Genomic DNA, 18457 nt, shown 5'->3' with positions numbered 1-18457 from the left:
GGCGGCTCCTATCCGTACGTGTCCCGCGGCCCGCGTCCGCGGACCGAGCGGGGGCCCTTCTTCCAGCTCGGGGCCGTCGGACCGACAACGCGCAGCCGGGTCACGACGTCCCCGCCCACCGTGGCGTGCAGCTTGGCGAGGATCGTCGGCGCCAGCAGCCGCAGCTGGGTGGCCCAGGCGGTGGACTCCGCCACGACCAGCAGCTCGCCCTCGGTGAGCGTCTGCGGCGCGCAGTGCGCCGCGATCTCGGGCCCGACCAACGCCGACCAGCGGCCGAAGACGGCGCCGACCTTGGTGTGCTCGGTCCAGTCCTGGGTCCTGACCAGGTTGTCGACCAGCCGGGCCAGCGGCTGCGGGTCGTCGTCCCCGGGCCGCGGGCCGCTCCAGGTGCGCTTCGGGCCGGCGATCCGCCGACGGGTGGGGCGCGGCCGGGACGCCGAGGCCGCACGGGCGGCCTCCAGCGCCGCGCGGGCGATGTCGCTGGGCCGCGCCGGCCGCTCGTCGCTCATGGGACCTCCTCCCGCACCGCGCCGTCCTCGGCATCCTCCTCGGCGGAGCCGCCGCCGAGCGGTACCGCCTGCCCGCCGGCGACCTGGACCACCGTGCTGCGCAGTTCCGCCGGGACGTCGTCGAGCACCGCTGCGGTGACCAGCGACTGCTCGGCGGAGCGCGCCACGGCTGCCAGCGCCGCACGGCGGTCGGTGTCCAGGGTGGCGAAGACGTCGTCCAGCACGAGGATCGGCTCGTCGCCGTCGGCCCGCAGCAGCGCGAAGCAGCCCAGCTTGAGCGCGAGGGCCAGCGACCAGGACTCCCCGTGGCTGGCGAAGCCCTTCGCCGGCAGCGCGCCCAGCGAGATGACCAGGTCGTCGCGGTGCGGGCCGACCAGCGTCATGCCGCGGTCCACCTCGTCGTTGCGGCGCTCGGCCACCCGTTCGCGCAGCGCGGTGGAGAGCTCGCCCGCGGTGGGCAGGGTCGTCCCCTCGCCGATCGGCGTCCCGTCCCCGGCCAGCGGCACGGTGCTGGCGTAGCCGAGCGTGGCGACGGCGGCGTCGGCACCGGCGATCCCGGCGTAGGCGCGGGCCACGTGCGGGGCCAGGTCGGCGATCAGCCGCAGCCGCGCGGCGAGCAGCTGCCCGCCGAGGTCGACCAGGTGCCCGTCCCAGACGTCCAGCGTGGCGAGGGCGTTGCCGCGGGCCATCCGGGCCGTTTTGAGCAGGGCGTTGCGCTGCTTGAGCACCCGGTCGTAGTCGCTGCGCACCCCGGCCAGCCGCGGGGTGCGGCTGACCAGCAGGTCGTCGAGGAACCGCCGCCGCTCCGCGGGGTCCCCGCGGACGAGCACCAGGTCCTCCGGGGCGAACAGCACGGACTTCACCAGCCCGAGCAGCTCGCGGGGCCGGGGCAGGGGCGCCCGGTTGACCCGCACCCGGTTGGCCCTGCCCGGGTTGATCTCGATCTCGACCAGCAGCTCGCGGTCCTCGCGGCGCAGCGCCGCGCGGACCACCGCCTGGGACGCGCCCTGCCGGACCAGCGGGGCGTCGCCGGCGACCCGGTGGCTGCCCATCGTGGCCAGGTAGCCGACCGCCTCGACGAGGTTGGTCTTGCCCTCGCCGTTGCGGCCGACGATCACCGTCGGTCCCGGGCGCAGGGCGAGGTCGACCCGGTCCCAGTTGCGGAACGAGCCCAGCTGGAGGTGTCGCAGGTACACCTCAGCATCCCCGCCGTGGGGTACTGGAACGGCCCCCCTGCAGGGCCCCGCCGCGAGCCTGCGAGTGGTGGGGAGCAGGGGGGTCCTTTCTCATGCGGGGCGCTCGACCTCCTGCTCGCGGACGGCGTGCACCGCGTGGCCGCCGAACTGCTGGCGCAGCGCGGCGACGGCCTTCATCGTCGGCGAGTCGTCCTGCCGGGAGGAGAAGCGGGCGAACAGGGACGCCGAGATGGCCGGCATGGGGACGGCGTTCTCGATGGCCTGCTCGACGGTCCACCGGCCCTCGCCGGAGTCCTCGGCGTAGCCGCTGATCTTCTCGAGGGCCGGGTCCTCCTCGAGCGCACGCACCAGCAGGTCCAGCAGCCAGGAGCGGATGACGGTGCCCTGGGTCCAGGACTTCACGACGCCGGGGACGTCCTCGATCAGGTCGACGGCGGCCAGCAGCTCGTAGCCCTCGCCGTAGGCCTGCATCATCGCGTACTCGATGCCGTTGTGGACCATCTTGGAGAAGTGCCCGGCGCCCACCGGCCCGGCGTGCACGAAGCCCGCGCCCGGCAGCTCCTGACCGGACTCGTCCTTCGGCGACGGCGGCTTGAGCGCGTCGAAGACCGGCTGCACCTTGGCGACGTCCTCCTTGGTGCCGCCCACCATCAGCGCGTAGCCGTTCTCCAGGCCCCACACCCCGCCGGAGACGCCGGCGTCGACGTAGCCGACGCCCTTCTCGCGGCACATCACGTCGTGGACCTGGTCGTCGGTGAACTTGGAGTTGCCGCCGTCGACGATCACGTCACCGGGCTCGAGCAGCCCGGCCAGCTCCTTGACCGTCGCCTTCGTCGGCTCACCGGCGGGGACCATCACCCAAACCACCCGCGGCGCGTCGAGCGCCTCGACCAGCGCCGGCAGGCTGTCGACGTCCCGCTTCTCCGGGTGGTGGTCGAACCCGACGACCTCGTGACCGGCGCGGCGCAGCCGCTCGGCCATGTTCCCGCCCATCTTGCCCAGCCCGATCAGCCCCAGCTGCACGACGCAGTCCTCTCCTCGTCGGTCGTCTGCGCCCGCCATCGTGCCCGCCCGGCGGCCTCCCTGCAGTCAGAGGACCTCGTTCTCCTACCCCTCGCCAGCTCGGGGCGGCCCTGCGGCAGGGGCCCCGCCGCGAGCCTGCGAGCGGTGGGGGCCGCAGGGTCCTCCGTCAGCCCGGCAGCCGCACCGGCATGATCAAGTAGCGGTAGCTGCCCGGCCGCTCGGCCGGGCGGGTCGCCGCCTCGTCGTCGTCGGCCGCGGGCTCCGGGACCCCGGAGAGGACGGCGGGCTTCAGCGGGCTGGTGAAGTCCATGCGCGCCCGCGGCGTGTGCACCGCGGCCAGCCCGTCGAGCAGGAACGTCGGGTTGAAGCCGATGGTCAGCGGCCCGCCCTCGAACTCGACGTCGCAGCGCTCCTCGGCCTGGCCCTCGTCGTCGGTGCCGCCGGCGCGCAGGGTGACCTGGCCAGGGGTGAACTCGCAGCGCAGCGGCGTGCCCCGCTCGGCGACCAGCGCGACGCGCTTGGCGGCGTCGGTGAACATCCCGACCGGCAGCGTGGCGTTGCTGGCCGACTCGGTGGGCATGATCGCCCGGTACTTGACGAACTCGGCGTCCAGCAGCCGGGTCGTGGTCTGCCGGTCCTTGCCGGAGAGGCCGAGGATGCCCTCCCCGGAGCCGCCCGAGGACAGCGACAGGGTGATCTCCGGCCCGCTGGTCAGCGTCTTCGCCGCGTCGGCCAGCGTGCGCGCGGGCACCAGCACCGCCGCGGTCAGGCCCGGGGTCTCCGGCCGCCAGGCGAACTCGCGGACGGCGAGGCGGTAGCGGTCGGTGGCCGCCAGCGTCACCAGGTCGTCCTCGATCTCCAGCCGGACGCCGGTCAGCATCGGCAGGGTGTCGTCACGCCCGGCGGCCACCGCCACCTGACCGACGGCCTCGGCGAAGACGTCGCTGTCGACGACGCCGGCCGACGACGGCATGGACGGCAGGGACGGGTAGTCCTCGACCGGCAGCGTCGGCAGGCTGAAGCGCGCGTTGCCACAGGAGATGGACAGGCGCGGACCCTCGGCGGTGAGGTCGACCGGGTGCGGCGGCAGCGCGCGGGTGATCTCGGCGAGCAGCCGACCGGGCACCAGAACCCGGCCGCTCTCGGAGGCCTGCACGTCGACCTCCGCACGGGCGGAGACCTCGTAGTCGAAGCCGGACACCGACAGCTGGCTCCCGTCGACCTCGAGCAGGATCCCGGCCAGCACCGGCACCGACGGCCGTGGCGGCAGGCTTCGCGCCGTCCACGCGACGGCATCGGCGAGCACCTCACGTGCCACCCGGAACTTCATGACCTGATCCACCCCAGCTGTCGTCGATGTCCTCGTGGTGCGGTGCTCATCGTGCCCTCTAGGGGGGACATCGAGGTAACTGCTGTCCTCGATCAGGTCACTCCCAGCGCAGCGTCCCCACCCAGAGTGTGGTTCGAGAAGACCCGATCTATCTCCCTCATCTTCGTCATCACCGGTGTGGATCCTGGGGATCGAGGACGTCGGCCCTGCTCAGCGCCCGAGTCGACGTGTTGACCCGCTGTGGGGCGACCGGCGGACTCCCGTGTCGACACGTGGACATCTCGACGGTCACCCACACCGGCCGCCGTCTCTCCACGTCCTGTCCCCTGCTTCCCCCAGCGTCCGTCCCCAGTCCGTACCCAGGGCCGGGCGCCCGGGGTCGTGGCGACCGGCGTCCAGCGCCTTGCGCCGGGTGAACCCGCAGGTCAGGGCAGTCCCCAGGCGAATCCCCAGGCGTGGACGGCGCGGTGGGCGTCCCGGGCACGTCGTGACCGCTCGTGACCGGGCGAGGAGAGATCTCCCCAACCTGTGCACATCGCTGGGGACAACTCGTCCACGAGTCGACAACGGTCACCGGTACGGGTGACCTGCGCAGCACGCCCGGAGCGGGGGCGACGCCCACATCCGGACCCACAGCGCTGTGGACAGCGAGCGACCCGACGGGGACACGGAGGGTGGACGACCGAGGGCCGCTGTCCACGCGATCCACTGCGGCCATCCCCGCGGGGACGACCGGACGGGACGGGTGTCAGGAGCGTGCGCGGCTCTTGATCCGGGCGGTCAGCTCGGTGACCTGTGTGTAGGTCGCCCGGCGCTCGCTCATCAGGTTGGTGATCTTCTTGACGGCGTGCATCACCGTGGTGTGGTCCTTGCCGCCGAAGGAGGCCCCGATCCGCGGCAGGGACAACTCGGTGAGCTCACGGCACAGGTACATCGCGATCTGGCGGGCGTTGACCAGCGTGCGGCTCCGGTTGGAGCCCTGCAGCTCCTCCATCGTCACGGAGAAGTACTCGGCCGTGGCGGCCATGATGATCGCGGCGGTGATCTGGGGGCCCTGCTCGTCGCTGATCAGGTCCTTGAGCACCAGCTCGGCCAGCGGCAGGTCGACCTGCTGCTTGTTGAGGCTGGCGAAGGCGGTGACCCGGATCAGCGCGCCCTCGAGCTCGCGGATGTTGGTCTGCACCTTGCTGGCGATGAACTCCAGCACCGGGTCGGGCACCTGCAGCCGCTCGCCGTAGGCCTTCTTGCGCAGGATGGCGATGCGGGTCTCGAGGTCCGGCGCCTGGACGTCGGTGATCAGCCCCCACTCGAACCGCGTGCGCAGCCGGTCCTCCAGCGTCGTCAGCTTCTTCGGCGCGCGGTCGGAGGTGATGACGATCTGCTTGCTGGCGTTGTGCAGCGTGTTGAAGGTGTGGAAGAACTCCTCCTGCGTCCGCTCGGCGCGCTCCAGGAACTGGATGTCGTCGATGAGCAGGAAGTCGATGTCCCGGTAGCGGCGGCGGAAGTCCTCGGCCCGGCCGGAGTGCACCAGGTTGATGAACTCGTTGGTGAACTCCTCGGTGCTCACGTAGCGGACCCGCACGTTGGGGAACATCCGCGCCGCGTAGTGGCCGATGGCGTGCAGCAGATGCGTCTTGCCCAGCCCGGAGTCGCCGTAGATGAACAGCGGGTTGTAAGCCCGCGCCGGTGCCTCGGCGACCGCGACGGCGGCGGCGTGGGCGAACCGGTTGCTGTTGCCGATGACGAAACTGTCGAAGACGTACTTGGGGTTCAGCCCCGGGTCCTGGGCACCGGCCGGGGCCCGGCGGTCACCGAACAGCGGGACGGCGTCCCCGCCGCCGCGGGACCCGCCGCGCCGGCCGCGGGACGGTGGCGCGGGCGGCTCGGGTGCACCGCCGACGTCGTCGCCGGTGTCGAGCTCGAACGGCAGCACGGCCACGCCGTCCTCGTCGAGGTCGGTGCCGCCCCAGTCGCGGTCGGCCGCACGGGTGCCGCGGGCGGCCGGGCGACGTGCCGGCGGGCTCCAGTCGGTGGGGGACCACTCCCCGGCGTCGCGCTCGGCCGGGCGGGCGTCGGGAGCAGTCGCCCCGCCGTCCTCCCACGCCGGCCGGACGTCGGCGCGCACACCGAACGCACTGCGCCCGTCGTCGGCGCGGTCGCGGGTCTCCCGGTCCTCCTCGGCGCGCTGCGCCTCGACCACCGACCAGGGACGGCGGGTCGGCACCTCGGGCGCAGGCGCGGCCGGCGGCCGGACCGGGCTGTCCTCCACCTGGACGGCGACGCGGATGTCCCGGCCGAGGTGCTCCGACAGCGCCTCGGCCAGCACGCGGCGCATCCGGGACTCGAGCACGGTCTGGGTGAACTCGTTGGGCGCCGACAGCACCGCGGTGTCCTCGAACACACCCACCGGGCGCGTCAGGTTGAGCATCGCGTTCTGCTGCGGGGACAGGCTCGTCGCCAGCCGCTCGCGGATCTGGTCCCAGACCGTCGCCAGGTCCACCGTGGCATCGGCCATGGCCTCGTCCTCCCAGGTTCCCGTGTGTCATCGGCCCCCGCCGCGGCCGCCCGTCCCCGGGTTCGTCGCCCCCCGGTCGGTCCCCCACTGTGGACATCCGGACACACGGAGTCCACACCGGTGTCCACAGGCTGTGCACGATCGGCGACGCAGGCGCACCGTCTCCCGTGCGTGTCGCCGGGGTGGGGCATCGTCGCTGGTCAGAAGGGAGTAGTCGGGGTTCTCCGGAGTGCGTGGTGGTCGGTCGGCACCAGCGGGGCGGCCCCTGCGCCGGACGTCGGTGTCCGGTGTGGAGCGACGGCGACGCTAACAGCCCCGTCCACAGCCCGGCAACGAGCCCGGGAGCGCCCAGCGGCGCGCCGCGTGGCGTGTCGCCGACCGTCCGCGGCGCGGCACCGCCCGTCCCGCCCACCGCTGGGGGACCCTGGGGAGTCGGCGTCCGGCCAGGCCACCGGTCCCCGCGTTCCCTCGGCTATGCTGGCGAGAGATCCGTGGACGGGGAGGCGGCTCGCGCCGTGTGCCCGTCCCTGTCGCGCGCGCCCGCCTGCCGGTGGGCACGCCCCCGTCGATGTCGTGTAGTGGGAGTACCTCGTGAGCAAGCGCACGTTCCAGCCGAACAACCGCCGCCGGTCCAAGACCCACGGCTTCCGGCTGCGGATGCGCACCCGCGCGGGCCGGGCGATCATCGCCGGCCGTCGGCGCAAGGGTCGCGAGAAGCTTTCCGCCTGAGGTGCTGCCCGCGCAGGCACGCCTGCGCCGGCGTCCGGAGTTCACCGCGGTCGTCCGGTCCGGCAGGCGTGCCGGACGGCCGACCATGGTGCTCCACTACCTCCCCGAACGGCCCGTGACCCCGACCCCCGGCGACGCCGGGGCGGTCGGCGGTCCACGGGCCGGCTTCGTGGTGGGCCGGACCGTGGGGAACTCGGTCGTCCGTCACCGTGTGACCCGGCGGCTGCGTGCGGTGGTGCTCGACCAGCTCCACCGCCTGCCCCCCACCGCGGACCTGGTGGTCCGCGCCCGGCCGGAGGCGGCCGCCGCCAGCTCGGCGGACCTGCGTCGCGACCTCGCCGCCGGGCTCGACCGCGTCCTCCGGGTCCGCACGCCGTGACCGCCGACCCGCCGGCCGCCCGCGACGGACGTCCGGTCGCCCGGGCGCTGCTGGCCGCCGTCGGCTTCTACCAGCGGGCCATCAGCCCGGCCTTCCCGCCGCGGTGCCGCTTCCAGCCGACCTGCAGTGCCTACGCCGCGGAGGCGATCACCGTCCACGGCGCGGGGCGCGGGAGCTGGCTGGCCCTGCGGCGGCTGCTGAAGTGCGCGCCCTGGCACCCTGGTGGCCTCGACCTGGTGCCGCCGGCCCGCACGCCCCCACCCGGAACCGATCGACCCGTCCCGTCGGCACCCCGCCGGGCCCCGCAGGAGGAGTCCCCCCGTGCTTGACTGGCTGTACACCGCCATCTCGTGGGTCCTGGCCCGGTGGCACTCGCTGTGGAGCCTCGTCTTCGAGGACCCGGAGGCGGGGACGGGGCTGTCGGGTCTGGCCTGGGCGCTGTCGATCGTCTTCCTCGTCGTCACCGTCCGGGTGATCCTCTTCCCGCTCTTCGTCAAGCAGGTCAAGTCGCAGCGGGCGATGCAGGAGCTGCAGCCGGAGATCTCGCGCCTGCGCAAGCAGTACGGCAGCGACCGGCAGGGCTTCGCCGTCGCCATGCAGAAGCTGCAGAAGGAGCGGAACGTCAGCCCACTGGCGGGCTGCCTGCCGATCCTGCCGCAGATCCCGATCTTCCTGTCGCTCTTCCACGTGCTGCGGCGGCTGGCTCCGGACGCGCAGGGCCTCTACAGCTGGGACGACCGGCTCACCGACGAGGCCGCGCGGGCACCGTTCTTCGGAGCACCGATCTCGTCGTCGTTCTTCATGAGCGGGGCCAAGGAAGAGGCGATCCTCGGGATCACCGGCGACTACACCCAGATCCGGGTCGTCGCGTTCGTGCTCATCCTGATCATGAGCTTCACGACCTACTTCACGCAGAAGCAGATCATGCGGCGCTCCGGGCCGGTCGAGGGCCAGGCCGCGATGGTGCAGAAGATGCTGCTCTACGTCATGCCGATCGGCCTGCTGGTCTCCGGCTTCCTCTTCCCCATCGGCGTCCTCCTCTACTGGTTCACGAACAACCTGTGGACGCTGGGCCAGCAGTTCTTCATCCTGCGCAAGATGCCGCCGCCCGGCTCCGACGCCGCCAAGGCCAAGGCCGCCGCGGAGAAGCCAGCCGTCGACCCGAAGACGCTGGCCCCGCGCCCCGGTGCCAAGCCGGTCCGGCCCAAGAGCGGCCGCACGGCGGCTCCGGGGTCGACGGTCGACACCGCGAACCCGACCGGCGCCTCCGCTGCCGACGACACCGCTGCTGATGACACCCCCACCCCGACCGGCGCCACGGCCGCGAGCTCCGACGGGTCGTCCGCCGCTCGCTCCTCGGGAGGACGTCCGCGCAGCGGGAACGGGCGCGGCAGCCAGGGACCGGCCAACCGCGGCAAGCGCAAGCGCCGCTGAACCGGCGCGCGCGGCGCCCCTGCGGGCGCCCGCGCCGGCGACCGACCACCGGGGTCGACCCCGGACGCCCGCACCGACTGGAGGACACGCCATGAGCGCCCCACAGCACCCCACCGAGCCGGCCGGCCCCGTCAGCGAAGCCACGTCCGGCGCGGTCCTGAGCCCCGTGCCCACCGACGCCGGGGTCCCGGCGCAGCCCGACCTGCCCGACCCGGACGCCGACGGCGCCGACGCGACCGTCGAGCCGGTGGACGTGACCGAGGACGACACGGGTGCCGACGACCTGCTGGTCCGTGAGGGCGACGTCGCCGGCGACTACCTCGAGCGGCTGCTCGACATCCTCGACGTGGACGGCGACATCGACCTCGACGTCGAGGGCGACCGGGCCTCGGTCGCCATCGTCGGCGGCGAGCTCAAGGACCTCGTGGGCCCCGACGGCGCCGTGCTCGAGGCACTGCAGGAGCTCACCCGGCTGGCCGTCGCCCAGTCCACCGGCGTCCGCAGCCGCCTCATGCTCGACATCAGCGGGTTCCGCGCCCGGCGCCGCGCCGACCTGACCTCGCTGGCGGCCGAGACCGCCCGCCGTGTGGCGAGCAGCGGCCAGCCGGAGCGGCTCTCGGCGATGAACCCGTTCGAGCGCAAGGTCGTGCACGACGTCATCGCCGGGGTCGCCGGCGTGCACAGCGAGTCCGAGGGCGAGGAGCCCAACCGCCGCGTCGTGGTCCTGCCGGACAGGTGAGCGAGCTCCCCGGGGACCCACCAGCACCGCGATCCGGGCCGACGAACGGGAGTGGCACCACCACTCCCGGCGCAGGCACCCCAGCCGTCCCACCGGCCCCGGAGGTCGCCCGGTCGGTGTTCGGGGCGGGCCTGGCCGACGCCGAGCGCTATGTCGCCCGGCTGGCCACCGACGGCGTCACCCGCGGGCTGATCGGCCCGCGGGAGGTGCCCCGCCTGTGGGAGCGACACGTCCTCAACAGCGCCGCGGTCGCCGACGCCGTCCCACCCGGGGCACGGGTGGTCGACGTCGGCAGCGGCGCCGGCCTGCCCGGCATCCCGCTGGCACTGGCCCGGCCGGACCTCCGGATCACCCTGCTCGAGCCGATGGCCCGCCGGGTCGAGTTCCTGGAGGAGGTCGTCGCCGAGCTCGGGGCCCCCTGGCGCGTCGTGCGCGGCCGGGCCGAGGAGCGGTCGGTGCGCGCCGCGGTCGGGCCGGTGGACGTCGTCACGGCGCGGGCCGTCGCCGCACTCCCCCGGCTGGTGTCGTGGTGCCGCGGGCTGCTGCGGCCCGGCGCCCAGGTGGTCGCCCTCGTCGGGTCCCGCGCCCTGGAGGAGCTCCCGTCGCTGGTCCCCGAACTGGAGGCGGCCGGGATGCGCGAGATCCACGCCCGGGCTGTCGGTGCGGGGCTGGGGGAGGCTGCCACTACCGTGGTGGTGATGACGCGAGGGACGCGGTGATGCGCGTTCCACGTGGAACCCCGTACGACTTCCCGCGTCCGTTCCACGTGAAACGGACCGGCAGGAAGGACCTGAGATGACCGACCCGGGCCAGCGGCTGCGGAGCAGTCTCACGGCCGAGCAGTCGGCCTCCGCCGTCGAGTTCGACAGCCCCATCGCGATGGAGGCGCTGCGGGCCACCCAGGTCCTGCACGCAGCCGACCAGGAGCCGTTCCCCGCACCGGGCCGCATCCGGGTCATCACCATCGCCAACCAGAAGGGCGGCGTCGGCAAGACCACCTCGTCGGTCAACCTCGGGGTCGCCCTGGCGCTGTACGGCCTGCGGACGCTGGTGATCGACCTCGACCCGCAGGGCAACACCAGCACGGCCCTCGGCGTGGACCACAGCGTCGGGACGCCGTCGGTCTACGACGCCCTGGTCGGCGACAGTTCGCTGGCCGAGGTGGTGCACCCGACGACGGCCACGCCGCTGCTCTCCTGCGTGCCGGCGACCATCGACCTGGCCGGTGCGGAGATCGAGCTGGTCTCGGTCGTCGCCCGCGAGTACCGGCTGCGCCGGGCGATCGAGACCTACCTCCAGGAGCTCCCGCCGGAGCAGCGCCCCCACTACGTGCTCATCGACTGCCCGCCGTCCCTGGGGCTGCTGACGCTCAACGCCCTCGTGGCCGGCGACGAGGTGCTCATCCCCATCCAGTGCGAGTACTACGCGCTGGAGGGCCTGGGACAGCTGCTCAACAACATCGACCTGGTCCGCCGGCACCTCAACCCGGGGATCGCCGTCCGGACGATCCTGCTCACGATGTACGACGGGCGGACCAAGCTCGCCGACCAGGTCGCCGAGGAGGTGCGCAACCACTTCGGCAGCCTGGTGCTGGACACCGTCATCCCACGGAACGTGCGAGTCTCGGAAGCTCCGGGCTACGGGCAGTCCGTGGTCACCTACGACCCCGGCTCCCGCGGCTCAACGAGCTACGTGGAGGCCGCCCGCGAGCTGGCCCGTCGCGGCGTCTCCCTCCCGCCGCTGCCCTCCCGCCCGACACCCGGCACCCCCGTCGCCGCGCCCCTGGGGGCGGCGTTCCCCGACACCGACGCGGCAACCGTCCCCGTCCCCCCGTCCTCCGAGGAGTGAGCATGAGCAAGCGTGGCGGTCTGGGCCGCGGGCTGGCGGCGCTGATCCCCACCAGTGCCCCGGAGGAGGAGCAGGCCCCGCTGCCCGCAGCGGATGACGGCGCCGGTCAGGCGGCCGACCGCGAGGCCGCACCGGCCGCGCCCCCTGCTCCCCCGGTCCACCTGCTCCCCCCGGCGGCCCAGGCCGCGGCCACGGTGGCCGCGCAGGCCGCGTCGTCAGCAGGAGTGGCCGCGATCGGCGTCCCCGGCGCGCAGCTGCGCGAGGTCGCGGTGGTCGACGTCGTCCCCAACCCCAAGCAGCCCCGTCAGGTCTTCGACGACGAGGCGCTGGAGGAGCTCACGTACTCCGTGCGCGAGTTCGGCCTGCTGCAGCCGATCGTCGTCCGCGAGCGTCCCGAGGGCGGCTACGAGCTGATCATGGGCGAGCGCAGGCTGCGTGCCGCCCGTGCCGCCGACCTGAAGTTCGTGCCGGCGATCATCCGGGACACCACGGACGACGCGCTGCTGCGCGACGCCCTGCTGGAGAACATCCACCGGGTCCAGCTCAACCCGCTGGAGGAGGCCGCGGCCTACCAGCAGCTGCTCGAGGAGTTCGGCGCCACGCATGAGGAGCTGGCCACCAAGATCGGCCGCAGCCGCTCGCAGGTCACCAACACCATCCGGCTGCTCAAGCTCCCGGTGAAGGTGCAGACCCGCGTCGCCGCCGGCGTCATCTCGGCCGGTCACGCCCGGGCGCTGCTCGGACTGCCCGACGCTGAGAAGCAGGAGGCGCTGGCCGCACGCATCGTCGCGGAGGGGATGTCGGTGCGGGCCACCGAGGAGGCGGTCGCGACGGCCGTCGCCGAGCAGCCGGCCGCCAAGCGCCGGCCGCGGCGGATCACCGCGCCAGGCGTCGAGGACCTCGCCGGCCGGCTCTCCGACGCCTTCGAGACCAAGGTGAAGATCCAGATCGGCCGTGCGAAGGGGCGCATCGTCGTCGAGTTCGGTTCGGTCGACGACCTGCAGCGCATCATCGGCCAGATGGCCCCGGACATCAGCGGACGCCGTCCCGAGGAGTGATCGACGCAGAGGCCCGGTTCCGTCACGGACGGAACCGGGCCTCTGCGTCGAGCGACGGGTGTGGCCCCCTGGCGGGGGCAGGAGGGTCCTTCTTCAGCGGGCGGTGGTGGCCCGCCGGGTCAGCAGCCGGGCGAGGACGTCGCCCAGCGAGGAGCCGGCCGCCTCGACCGCCATCGGGAACATCGAGGTCTCGGTCAGCCCGGGCGAGACGTTCACCTCGAGGAAGTGCACCGCGCCGTCCGGGGTGACGATCGCGTCGGTCCGGGAGAGGTCGGCCAGGCCGAGCACCTGGTGCACCCGGACGGCGATCTCCGCCGCCCGCGCCGCCACCTCGGCCGACACACGCGCCGGCGAGTGGTACTCGGTGAGGCCTGGGGTGTAGCGAGCGGTGTAGTCGAAGACGCCGGACTCCGGGGCGATCTCGACGGCCGGCAGCGCCTCCGGGCCGTCGCCGAGGTCGACCACCGACAGCGCCAGCTCCACGCCGTCGACGTAGCGCTCCACCATCACGGTGTCGCCGTAGGCGAAGCAGCTGACCATGGCGGCGGGCAGGTCCTCGACCCGGCTGACCTTCTGCACGCCCAGCGCCGAGCCGCCCGAGGCAGGCTTGACCATCAGCGGCAGACCCAGCCGGGCGACGATCAGGTCCAGCACCGCACCGGCGCCCAGCTCCCGGAAGGTGCTGTGCGGCAGGGCCACCCAGTCGGGCGTGGTCACCCCGGCGGAGCGGACGACGGACTTCGCCGCCGGCTTGTCCCAGGCCAGCCGGCAGGCCGCGGCCGGGGACCCGACGTAGCGGACGCCGGCCAGGTCGAGCACCGCCCGCAGCGCACCGTCCTCCCCCGTGGCGCCGTGCAGCGCGATGAAGACGGCGTCCGCAGGGGCGGCGGCGAGGCCGGGCAGCAGCTCGGCGTCGGCGTCGCGCAGCTCGGCCTCCACGCCGGCGCGGGCGAGCTCCTCGGCCACCTGGGTCCCCGAGGAGAGGCTGACCTCCCGCTCGACGTTCAGGCCGCCGGCGAGGACGACGGCGCGCAGCGGGTGTGCCGCGGCCTGCGGTCCGGGTGCGGGCGCGGGCTCGGTCACTTCGACTCCTCGCTGGCGCTCGTCGCCTTCGCGACCGACGGTGCCGTGTCCCTCGATGACCTCGCGAGCCCGGTCATCAGCGGTCCTCGTATCGGTCGCTGTTGGCCGGGCCGACGATGGTCCCGGCACCCGGCCCCTCTCCACCGTGCGGCCCGGGGACGGCCCGGAAGGTACCGGTGTCCACAGCGTCGAAGGTGGAGTGCAGGTCCAGCTCGGCCTCGATGACGCGGGCCAGCCGCCGGACCCCCTCGCGGATCTGGTCCGGCTCCGGGTAGCAGTAGGAGAGCCGCATGAACTCCTGGCCCGACCCGTCGGCGTAGAAGCCGATGCCGGGGACGTAGGCCACGTGCGCGTTGACCGCGCGGGGCTGCATGAGCTTGGCGTCCAGCCCGTGCGGCAGCTTCAGCCACACGTAGAAGCCGCCGTCGGGCCGGGTCCACGTGGTGCCCGCGGGCATCAGCGCCTCGAGCGACTCGAGGGTGGCGTCCCGCCGCTCCCGGTAGAGCTCGACGAAGTGCTTGATCTGCTCCCGCCACGGCTGGGTGTCCAGGTAGCGGGCGACGGCGTACTGGGTCAACGAGGGCGGGCAGAGCACCTGCGCCTCGGTGGCCAGCACCAGCTTCTCGCGGACGGCGAGCGGGGCGAGGACCCAGCCGACCCGGAGGCCGGGCGAGAAGGTCTTGGAGAACGAGCCGAGGTAGATGACCCGCCGGTCGTCCCGCGCCCGCAGCGCGCGCATCGGCTCGCGGTCGAAGCCGAGCAGGCCGTAGGGGTTGTCCTCGATGACGAGCAGGTCGTAGCGCTCGGCGATCTCCATGACCGCCTGCCGCCGCGGCTCGGACAGCGTGACGCCGGCCGGGTTGTGGTAGTTCGGCACGGTGTAGAGGAACTTCACCCGGTCGCCGGCGGCCCGGCACTCGAGCAGCGCCTGCTCCAGCGCCTCGGGGATCAGCCCGTCGTCGTCCATCGGGACGTGCCGGACGCGCGCCTCGGCCGCCTGGAAGACGCCCAGCGCGCCGACGTAGGAGGGTCCCTCGGCGAGGATGAGGTCGCCGGGGTCGCAGAAGACGCGGGTCACCAGGTCCAGCCCCTGCTGGGAGCCGACGGTGACGACGACCTCGCTGGGTGAGGCGTCGGTGATGCCCTCGAGGGCCATGACGTCGCAGATCCGCTCGCGCAGCCGAGGATCGCCCTGGCCGGAGCCGTACTGCAGCGTCTGCGCGCCCATCCCGGACACCAGCTCGCCGATCATCGACCCGACCGCGTCCAGCGGCAGCGCGGTGACCGCCGGCATGCCGCCGGCCAGCGAGACGACCTCGGGGCGGCTGACAACGGAGAACAGCGCGCGGATCTCCGAGGTCTTCATCCCGTGCGTGCGTGCTGCGTACCGGTCCGCCAGCGGGTCCAGCCGCGGATGGCGCGGAGCGAGGTGGTGCACACCGGGGCCCGGGGGTGTTCCGGGCTGGAGATCGGCCACGCACCGAGTGTAGGGACCGGGATGCCCCACCCCGCCCGGGACACGGTCCGAGACGGACCCAACCGTCACACCGACACCGTCGTCCTACCGGACGGACCGCGGCCACGTGCCGTCCCCTGCTGCGCCGAGCCCTGCCCGGCTCCCGTCGCGGGGGCCTCCGGCCCCACTCCCTCGAACCGCCTCGCACGGCGACTCGCTCCGCCCTCACCCTCTCCCGGGGAGCACGAAGGTGCCGGTGGGCGGGTCGGCCTCCGCGGGCAGGAACAGCCGCTGGACGGCGGCGAGGACGGCGCTGGCGACGGTGCTGCGCAGCCGCGCGTCGAGCAGCAGCAGCCGGTCGACCGGGTGGGACAGGTACCCGACGTCGAGCCGGACGGCGGGCATGCGGCTCATCCGCAGCAGGTCCCAGGTCTTGGCGTGCGAGCCGAGGTCGAGCATGCCGGTGCGGGCGACGACCTCCCGGCGCACCAGGTTGGCGAACTGCTCGCCCACGGTCGAGGAGGCTCCCGAGCCGGTGCCGTAGTAGTAGCTGGCCACCCCGCGGGCGTGCTCGGAGGTGTGTGCGTCGGTGTGCAGCGAGAGGAACAGGTCGGCGCGGGCGTCGTTGGCGAACGCCGTCCGCTCGGCCGGGGACGGGTCCTGGTCGCGGCCACGGGTGAGGTAGACGGTGGCGCCGGTCGCGGCGAGCCGGCCCTCGATGCGCGAGGCGAGGTCGAGCACCAGGTCGGCCTCGGTGGTCTCCCCGAAGGTGTTGCCGCGGTCGGTGCCGCCGTGGCCGGGATCGACGACGATCCGCCGTCCGATGAGGTGCGGGCCGCTCTCGACGAAGCTCGCGCTCTGCCGCAGCAGCTGGGGCCGCCCGCCGATGACCTTGCGGCCGAGCTGGCGCAGCGCCCGCAGGGTGGCCGGCCCGCAGGTGCCGTCCGAGGTCAGGCCGTAGTCGCGCTGGAAGGCCCGCAGCCCGACCTCGGTCTCCGTCCCGAAGACGCCGTCGACCGGGCCGGCGTCGTAGCCGAGCTCGTGCAGCCGGTCCTGCAGGTTCGTGACGTCGTCCCCGCGCATGGGGCGGACCGGGTCGTGGTGCAGCAGCCGGTCACCGAGCGACCAGCGGGCCTCGGACAGGGCGCGGTAGGTCTCCTCGCCGACGCGGCCGTCGACGGTCAGCCCGCGTACCTGCTGGAAGTGTCGGACGGCGAGCTCCGTGGCCCGGTCGTACACCGCCTGGTCCAGCGATGCCTCCTCAGCGGCACCTCCCACCGGCAGGAGGGTGAGAGCGCGCAGCGCGGCGTGCACGTCGGCCACCGCGGCGCCACGGTCCCCGGGCCCCAGGGGCTGCATGCTGCTGTCGGTTCCCATCGTGGGTCGATTGTGGTCCCCGGGCGCCCGCCCGGCCTGATGGGGTCCCCGTACGCACGAGGGCCTCCCCCACCAGTGGTGGAGGAGGCCCTGAGGCGACCTGGTGGAACAGCCCTCCTGCAGGGCCCCGCCGCGAGCGTGCGAGCGGTGGAGGGCAGGAGGGCCCTTCTCCTTACAGGTAGTCGGCGAGGTCGGAGAGGATCGCGCCCTTCGGCTTGGCGCCGATGATGCTCTTCACCGGCTTGCCGCCCTGGAACACCGTCATGGTCGGGATCGACATGACCTGGTAGTCGCGCGCGATCTGCGGGTTCTCGTCGATGTTGAGCTTGGCGATCGTCAGCCTGTCGCCGTGCTCGGCGGCGATCTCCTCGAGGACGGGGGCGACCATCTTGCACGGTCCGCACCACTCGGCCCAGAAGTCGACGAGGACGGGCTTGTCGCTGCCCAGCACGTCGTCGGCGAAGGTCGCGTCGGTGACCGTCACGGTGTTGCCTGCCATGGTCGTTCTCCTCGTGGCTCGTGGACGGTCGGAGCGCAGGGGCTCCGACCGGGTGGGTCTGTCAGGGGACAACCGGTCGAGCGGCGGATGTATGCCCGCTCAGGCCCCGTCCTGCGCTCGCGGAGGGTGGGGCGGACGGGAGCCTGACCGTCAGCGCTCGCCGAAGGCGGTGGCCAGCCAGCGCTCGGCGTCGATGGCCGCCGCGGCGCCGGTGCCCGCCGAGGTGATGGCCTGGCGGTAGATGTGGTCGACCACGTCACCGCAGGCGAAGACGCCCTCGATGTTGGTCCGGGTGGTGGGGTGCTCCACCTGGACGTAGCCCTCGTCGTCGAGCTTGAGCTGGCCGACGAAGAGCTCGCTGCGCGGGTCGTGCCCGATCGCCACGAAGACGCCGGAGACCGGCAGCTCCTCGGTCGCGCCGGTGCCGACGTCGGTCAGCCGGACACCCGAGACGGTCTGGTCGCCGAGCACGTCGGTGACCTGCTTGCCCAGTGCCCAGCGGATCTTCTCGTTGTCCTGCGCGCGCTTCTGCATGATCTTGGAGGCGCGCAGCTCCTCCCGCCGGTGGACGACGGTGACCGTCTTGGCGAAGCGGGTGAGGAAGGTCGCCTCCTCCATCGCCGAGTCGCCGCCGCCGACCACGACGATGTCCTGGTCGCGGAAGAAGAAGCCGTCGCAGGTGGCGCAGGCCGAGACGCCACGGCCGAGCAGCCGGGCCTCGTTGTCCAGGCCGAGGTACCGGTACTTCGAGCCCGTGGCCACGATCACCGCGTGCGCGCGGTGCACCTCGTCGCCGACCTTGACGATCTTCGGCTCGGCGGTGAGGTCGACCTCGGTGACGTCTCGGGCGACCAGCTCGGCGCCGAAGCGCTCGGCCTGGGTGCGCATGTCGTCCATGAGCTGCGGGCCCTGGACGCCCTCGGCGAACCCGGGGAAGTTCTCCACCTCGGTGGTGGTCATCAGCGCGCCGCCGAACTGCGAGCCCTCGAACACCAGCGGGTGCAGGTTCGCGCGGGCGGCGTAGATGGCGGCGGTGTACCCGGCCGGACCCGACCCGATGATGATCAGGTCACGGACGCCGTCCTGCTCGGCGGGCGGGATCGCGGGCTCCACGTGCTCCGCCGTCACCGCGGGGCCGGGGGTCGGGTGCTCTGTCGTCACGGGCGGCACAACGGAGATCGTAGGGGCTGCATTCCCGGTCAGGCCCCCGCGGGAGGGGTGTCAGCCGGCACTGCCGGCCCGGTTCCGGACCCGGTCGGCCCCCCTGCAGGGTCCCGCCGCG

18 protein-coding genes are annotated in these 18457 nt (G+C 73.5%); 8 read left to right on the top strand and 10 right to left on the bottom strand.

What is annotated here, in order from left to right:
- Window positions 1-8 precede the first annotated feature (8 nt).
- The 5 genes from ACWIX3_RS04110 to dnaA all read right to left on the bottom strand — a co-directional run bounded on the left by ACWIX3_RS04110 (window position 9) and on the right by dnaA (window position 6573).
- Entirely contained in the window at window positions 9-509 is a 501-nt protein-coding gene (locus ACWIX3_RS04110) for a DciA family protein (RefSeq protein WP_448610809.1), read from the bottom strand.
- On the bottom strand, window positions 506-1705 hold the full coding sequence (gene recF, locus ACWIX3_RS04105) for a DNA replication/repair protein RecF (RefSeq protein WP_448610808.1): 1200 nt from the start codon (window positions 1703-1705) through the stop codon (window positions 506-508). Before recF ends, ACWIX3_RS04110 begins: the two co-directional genes overlap by 4 nt.
- A 90-nt stretch (window positions 1706-1795) precedes the next feature.
- Window positions 1796-2728: a phosphogluconate dehydrogenase (NAD(+)-dependent, decarboxylating) gene (gene gnd / locus ACWIX3_RS04100; protein ID WP_448610807.1), complete on the bottom strand. Its 933-nt coding sequence runs from the start codon at window positions 2726-2728 to the stop codon at window positions 1796-1798.
- A gap of 166 nt (window positions 2729-2894) precedes the next feature.
- Entirely contained in the window at window positions 2895-4058 is a 1164-nt protein-coding gene (dnaN, locus tag ACWIX3_RS04095; protein ID WP_448610806.1) for a DNA polymerase III subunit beta, read from the bottom strand.
- Window positions 4059-4806: 748 nt separating this feature from the next.
- The gene (gene dnaA, locus ACWIX3_RS04090; RefSeq protein WP_448610805.1) at window positions 4807-6573 is read right to left on the bottom strand and encodes a chromosomal replication initiator protein DnaA; all 1767 of its coding nucleotides are present in this window, start codon (window positions 6571-6573) and stop codon (window positions 4807-4809) included.
- A gap of 591 nt (window positions 6574-7164) precedes the next feature.
- Here dnaA and rpmH point away from each other — a divergent pair.
- The 8 genes from rpmH (at window position 7165) to ACWIX3_RS04050 (ending at window position 12760) form a co-directional block, all read left to right on the top strand.
- Window positions 7165-7302: a 50S ribosomal protein L34 gene (gene rpmH / locus ACWIX3_RS04085; protein ID WP_089305879.1), complete on the top strand. Its 138-nt coding sequence runs from the start codon at window positions 7165-7167 to the stop codon at window positions 7300-7302.
- A 1-nt stretch (window position 7303) separates the two neighbouring features.
- A complete protein-coding gene (gene rnpA / locus ACWIX3_RS04080) occupies window positions 7304-7681 on the top strand; it encodes a ribonuclease P protein component (protein ID WP_448610804.1) in 378 nt (125 codons plus the stop codon).
- The gene (yidD, locus tag ACWIX3_RS04075) at window positions 7678-8010 is read left to right on the top strand and encodes a membrane protein insertion efficiency factor YidD (RefSeq protein ID WP_448610803.1); all 333 of its coding nucleotides are present in this window, start codon (window positions 7678-7680) and stop codon (window positions 8008-8010) included. Before rnpA ends, yidD begins: the two co-directional genes overlap by 4 nt.
- Entirely contained in the window at window positions 8003-9115 is a 1113-nt protein-coding gene (gene yidC / locus ACWIX3_RS04070; protein ID WP_448610802.1) for a membrane protein insertase YidC, read from the top strand. Before yidD ends, yidC begins: the two co-directional genes overlap by 8 nt.
- 91 nt (window positions 9116-9206) lie before the next feature.
- A complete protein-coding gene (locus ACWIX3_RS04065) occupies window positions 9207-9854 on the top strand; it encodes a Jag family protein (RefSeq protein ID WP_448610801.1) in 648 nt (215 codons plus the stop codon).
- A gap of 116 nt (window positions 9855-9970) precedes the next feature.
- Entirely contained in the window at window positions 9971-10573 is a 603-nt protein-coding gene (gene rsmG, locus ACWIX3_RS04060; protein WP_448610800.1) for a 16S rRNA (guanine(527)-N(7))-methyltransferase RsmG, read from the top strand.
- Between the two features lie 76 nt (window positions 10574-10649).
- A complete protein-coding gene (locus ACWIX3_RS04055; RefSeq protein WP_448610799.1) occupies window positions 10650-11702 on the top strand; it encodes a ParA family protein in 1053 nt (350 codons plus the stop codon).
- 2 nt (window positions 11703-11704) lie between these two features.
- On the top strand, window positions 11705-12760 hold the full coding sequence (locus tag ACWIX3_RS04050) for a ParB/RepB/Spo0J family partition protein (protein WP_448610798.1): 1056 nt from the start codon (window positions 11705-11707) through the stop codon (window positions 12758-12760).
- A gap of 93 nt (window positions 12761-12853) precedes the next feature.
- On the opposite strand, the gene ACWIX3_RS04045 is transcribed toward ACWIX3_RS04050, so the two are convergent.
- From ACWIX3_RS04045 to trxB, 5 genes are all read right to left on the bottom strand, one after another.
- On the bottom strand, window positions 12854-13843 hold the full coding sequence (locus ACWIX3_RS04045) for a D-alanine--D-alanine ligase family protein (RefSeq protein WP_448610797.1): 990 nt from the start codon (window positions 13841-13843) through the stop codon (window positions 12854-12856).
- A gap of 76 nt (window positions 13844-13919) precedes the next feature.
- Entirely contained in the window at window positions 13920-15320 is a 1401-nt protein-coding gene (locus tag ACWIX3_RS04040; RefSeq protein WP_448610796.1) for an aminotransferase-like domain-containing protein, read from the bottom strand.
- Between the two features lie 204 nt (window positions 15321-15524).
- Complete coding sequence (locus ACWIX3_RS04035) at window positions 15525-16676, bottom strand: N-acetylmuramoyl-L-alanine amidase (protein WP_448610795.1); 1152 nt, start codon at window positions 16674-16676, stop codon at window positions 15525-15527.
- 172 nt (window positions 16677-16848) lie between these two features.
- Window positions 16849-17175 carry a thioredoxin gene (gene trxA / locus ACWIX3_RS04030; RefSeq protein WP_448610794.1) on the bottom strand — a complete coding sequence of 109 codons (327 nt, stop codon included), beginning with the start codon at window positions 17173-17175 and terminating at the stop codon, window positions 16849-16851.
- Between the two features lie 150 nt (window positions 17176-17325).
- Window positions 17326-18336, bottom strand: a complete 1011-nt coding sequence (gene trxB, locus ACWIX3_RS04025) for a thioredoxin-disulfide reductase (RefSeq protein ID WP_448610793.1) — start codon at window positions 18334-18336, stop codon at window positions 17326-17328.
- Between the last annotated feature and the right edge of the window lie 121 nt (window positions 18337-18457).

The organism is Geodermatophilus sp. URMC 60, assembly GCF_053502585.1.
This window is presented reverse-complemented; position numbering and strand designations above follow the sequence as displayed.

Bases quoted from the DNA above. Each gene is read 5' to 3' on its own strand.
- dnaN (WP_448610806.1), bottom strand. From the start codon at position 4,058: ATGAAGTTCCGGGTGGCACGTGAGGTGCTCGCCGATGCCGTCGCGTGG.
- trxA (WP_448610794.1), bottom strand. From the start codon at position 17,175: ATGGCAGGCAACACCGTGACGGTCACCGACGCGACCTTCGCCGACGAC.
- dnaA (WP_448610805.1), bottom strand. From the start codon at position 6,573: ATGGCCGATGCCACGGTGGACCTGGCGACGGTCTGGGACCAGATCCGC.
- ACWIX3_RS04055 (WP_448610799.1), top strand. From the start codon at position 10,650: ATGACCGACCCGGGCCAGCGGCTGCGGAGCAGTCTCACGGCCGAGCAG.
- ACWIX3_RS04035 (WP_448610795.1), bottom strand. From the start codon at position 16,676: ATGGGAACCGACAGCAGCATGCAGCCCCTGGGGCCCGGGGACCGTGGC.
- ACWIX3_RS04050 (WP_448610798.1), top strand. From the start codon at position 11,705: ATGAGCAAGCGTGGCGGTCTGGGCCGCGGGCTGGCGGCGCTGATCCCC.
- ACWIX3_RS04065 (WP_448610801.1), top strand. From the start codon at position 9,207: ATGAGCGCCCCACAGCACCCCACCGAGCCGGCCGGCCCCGTCAGCGAA.
- ACWIX3_RS04110 (WP_448610809.1), bottom strand. From the start codon at position 509: ATGAGCGACGAGCGGCCGGCGCGGCCCAGCGACATCGCCCGCGCGGCG.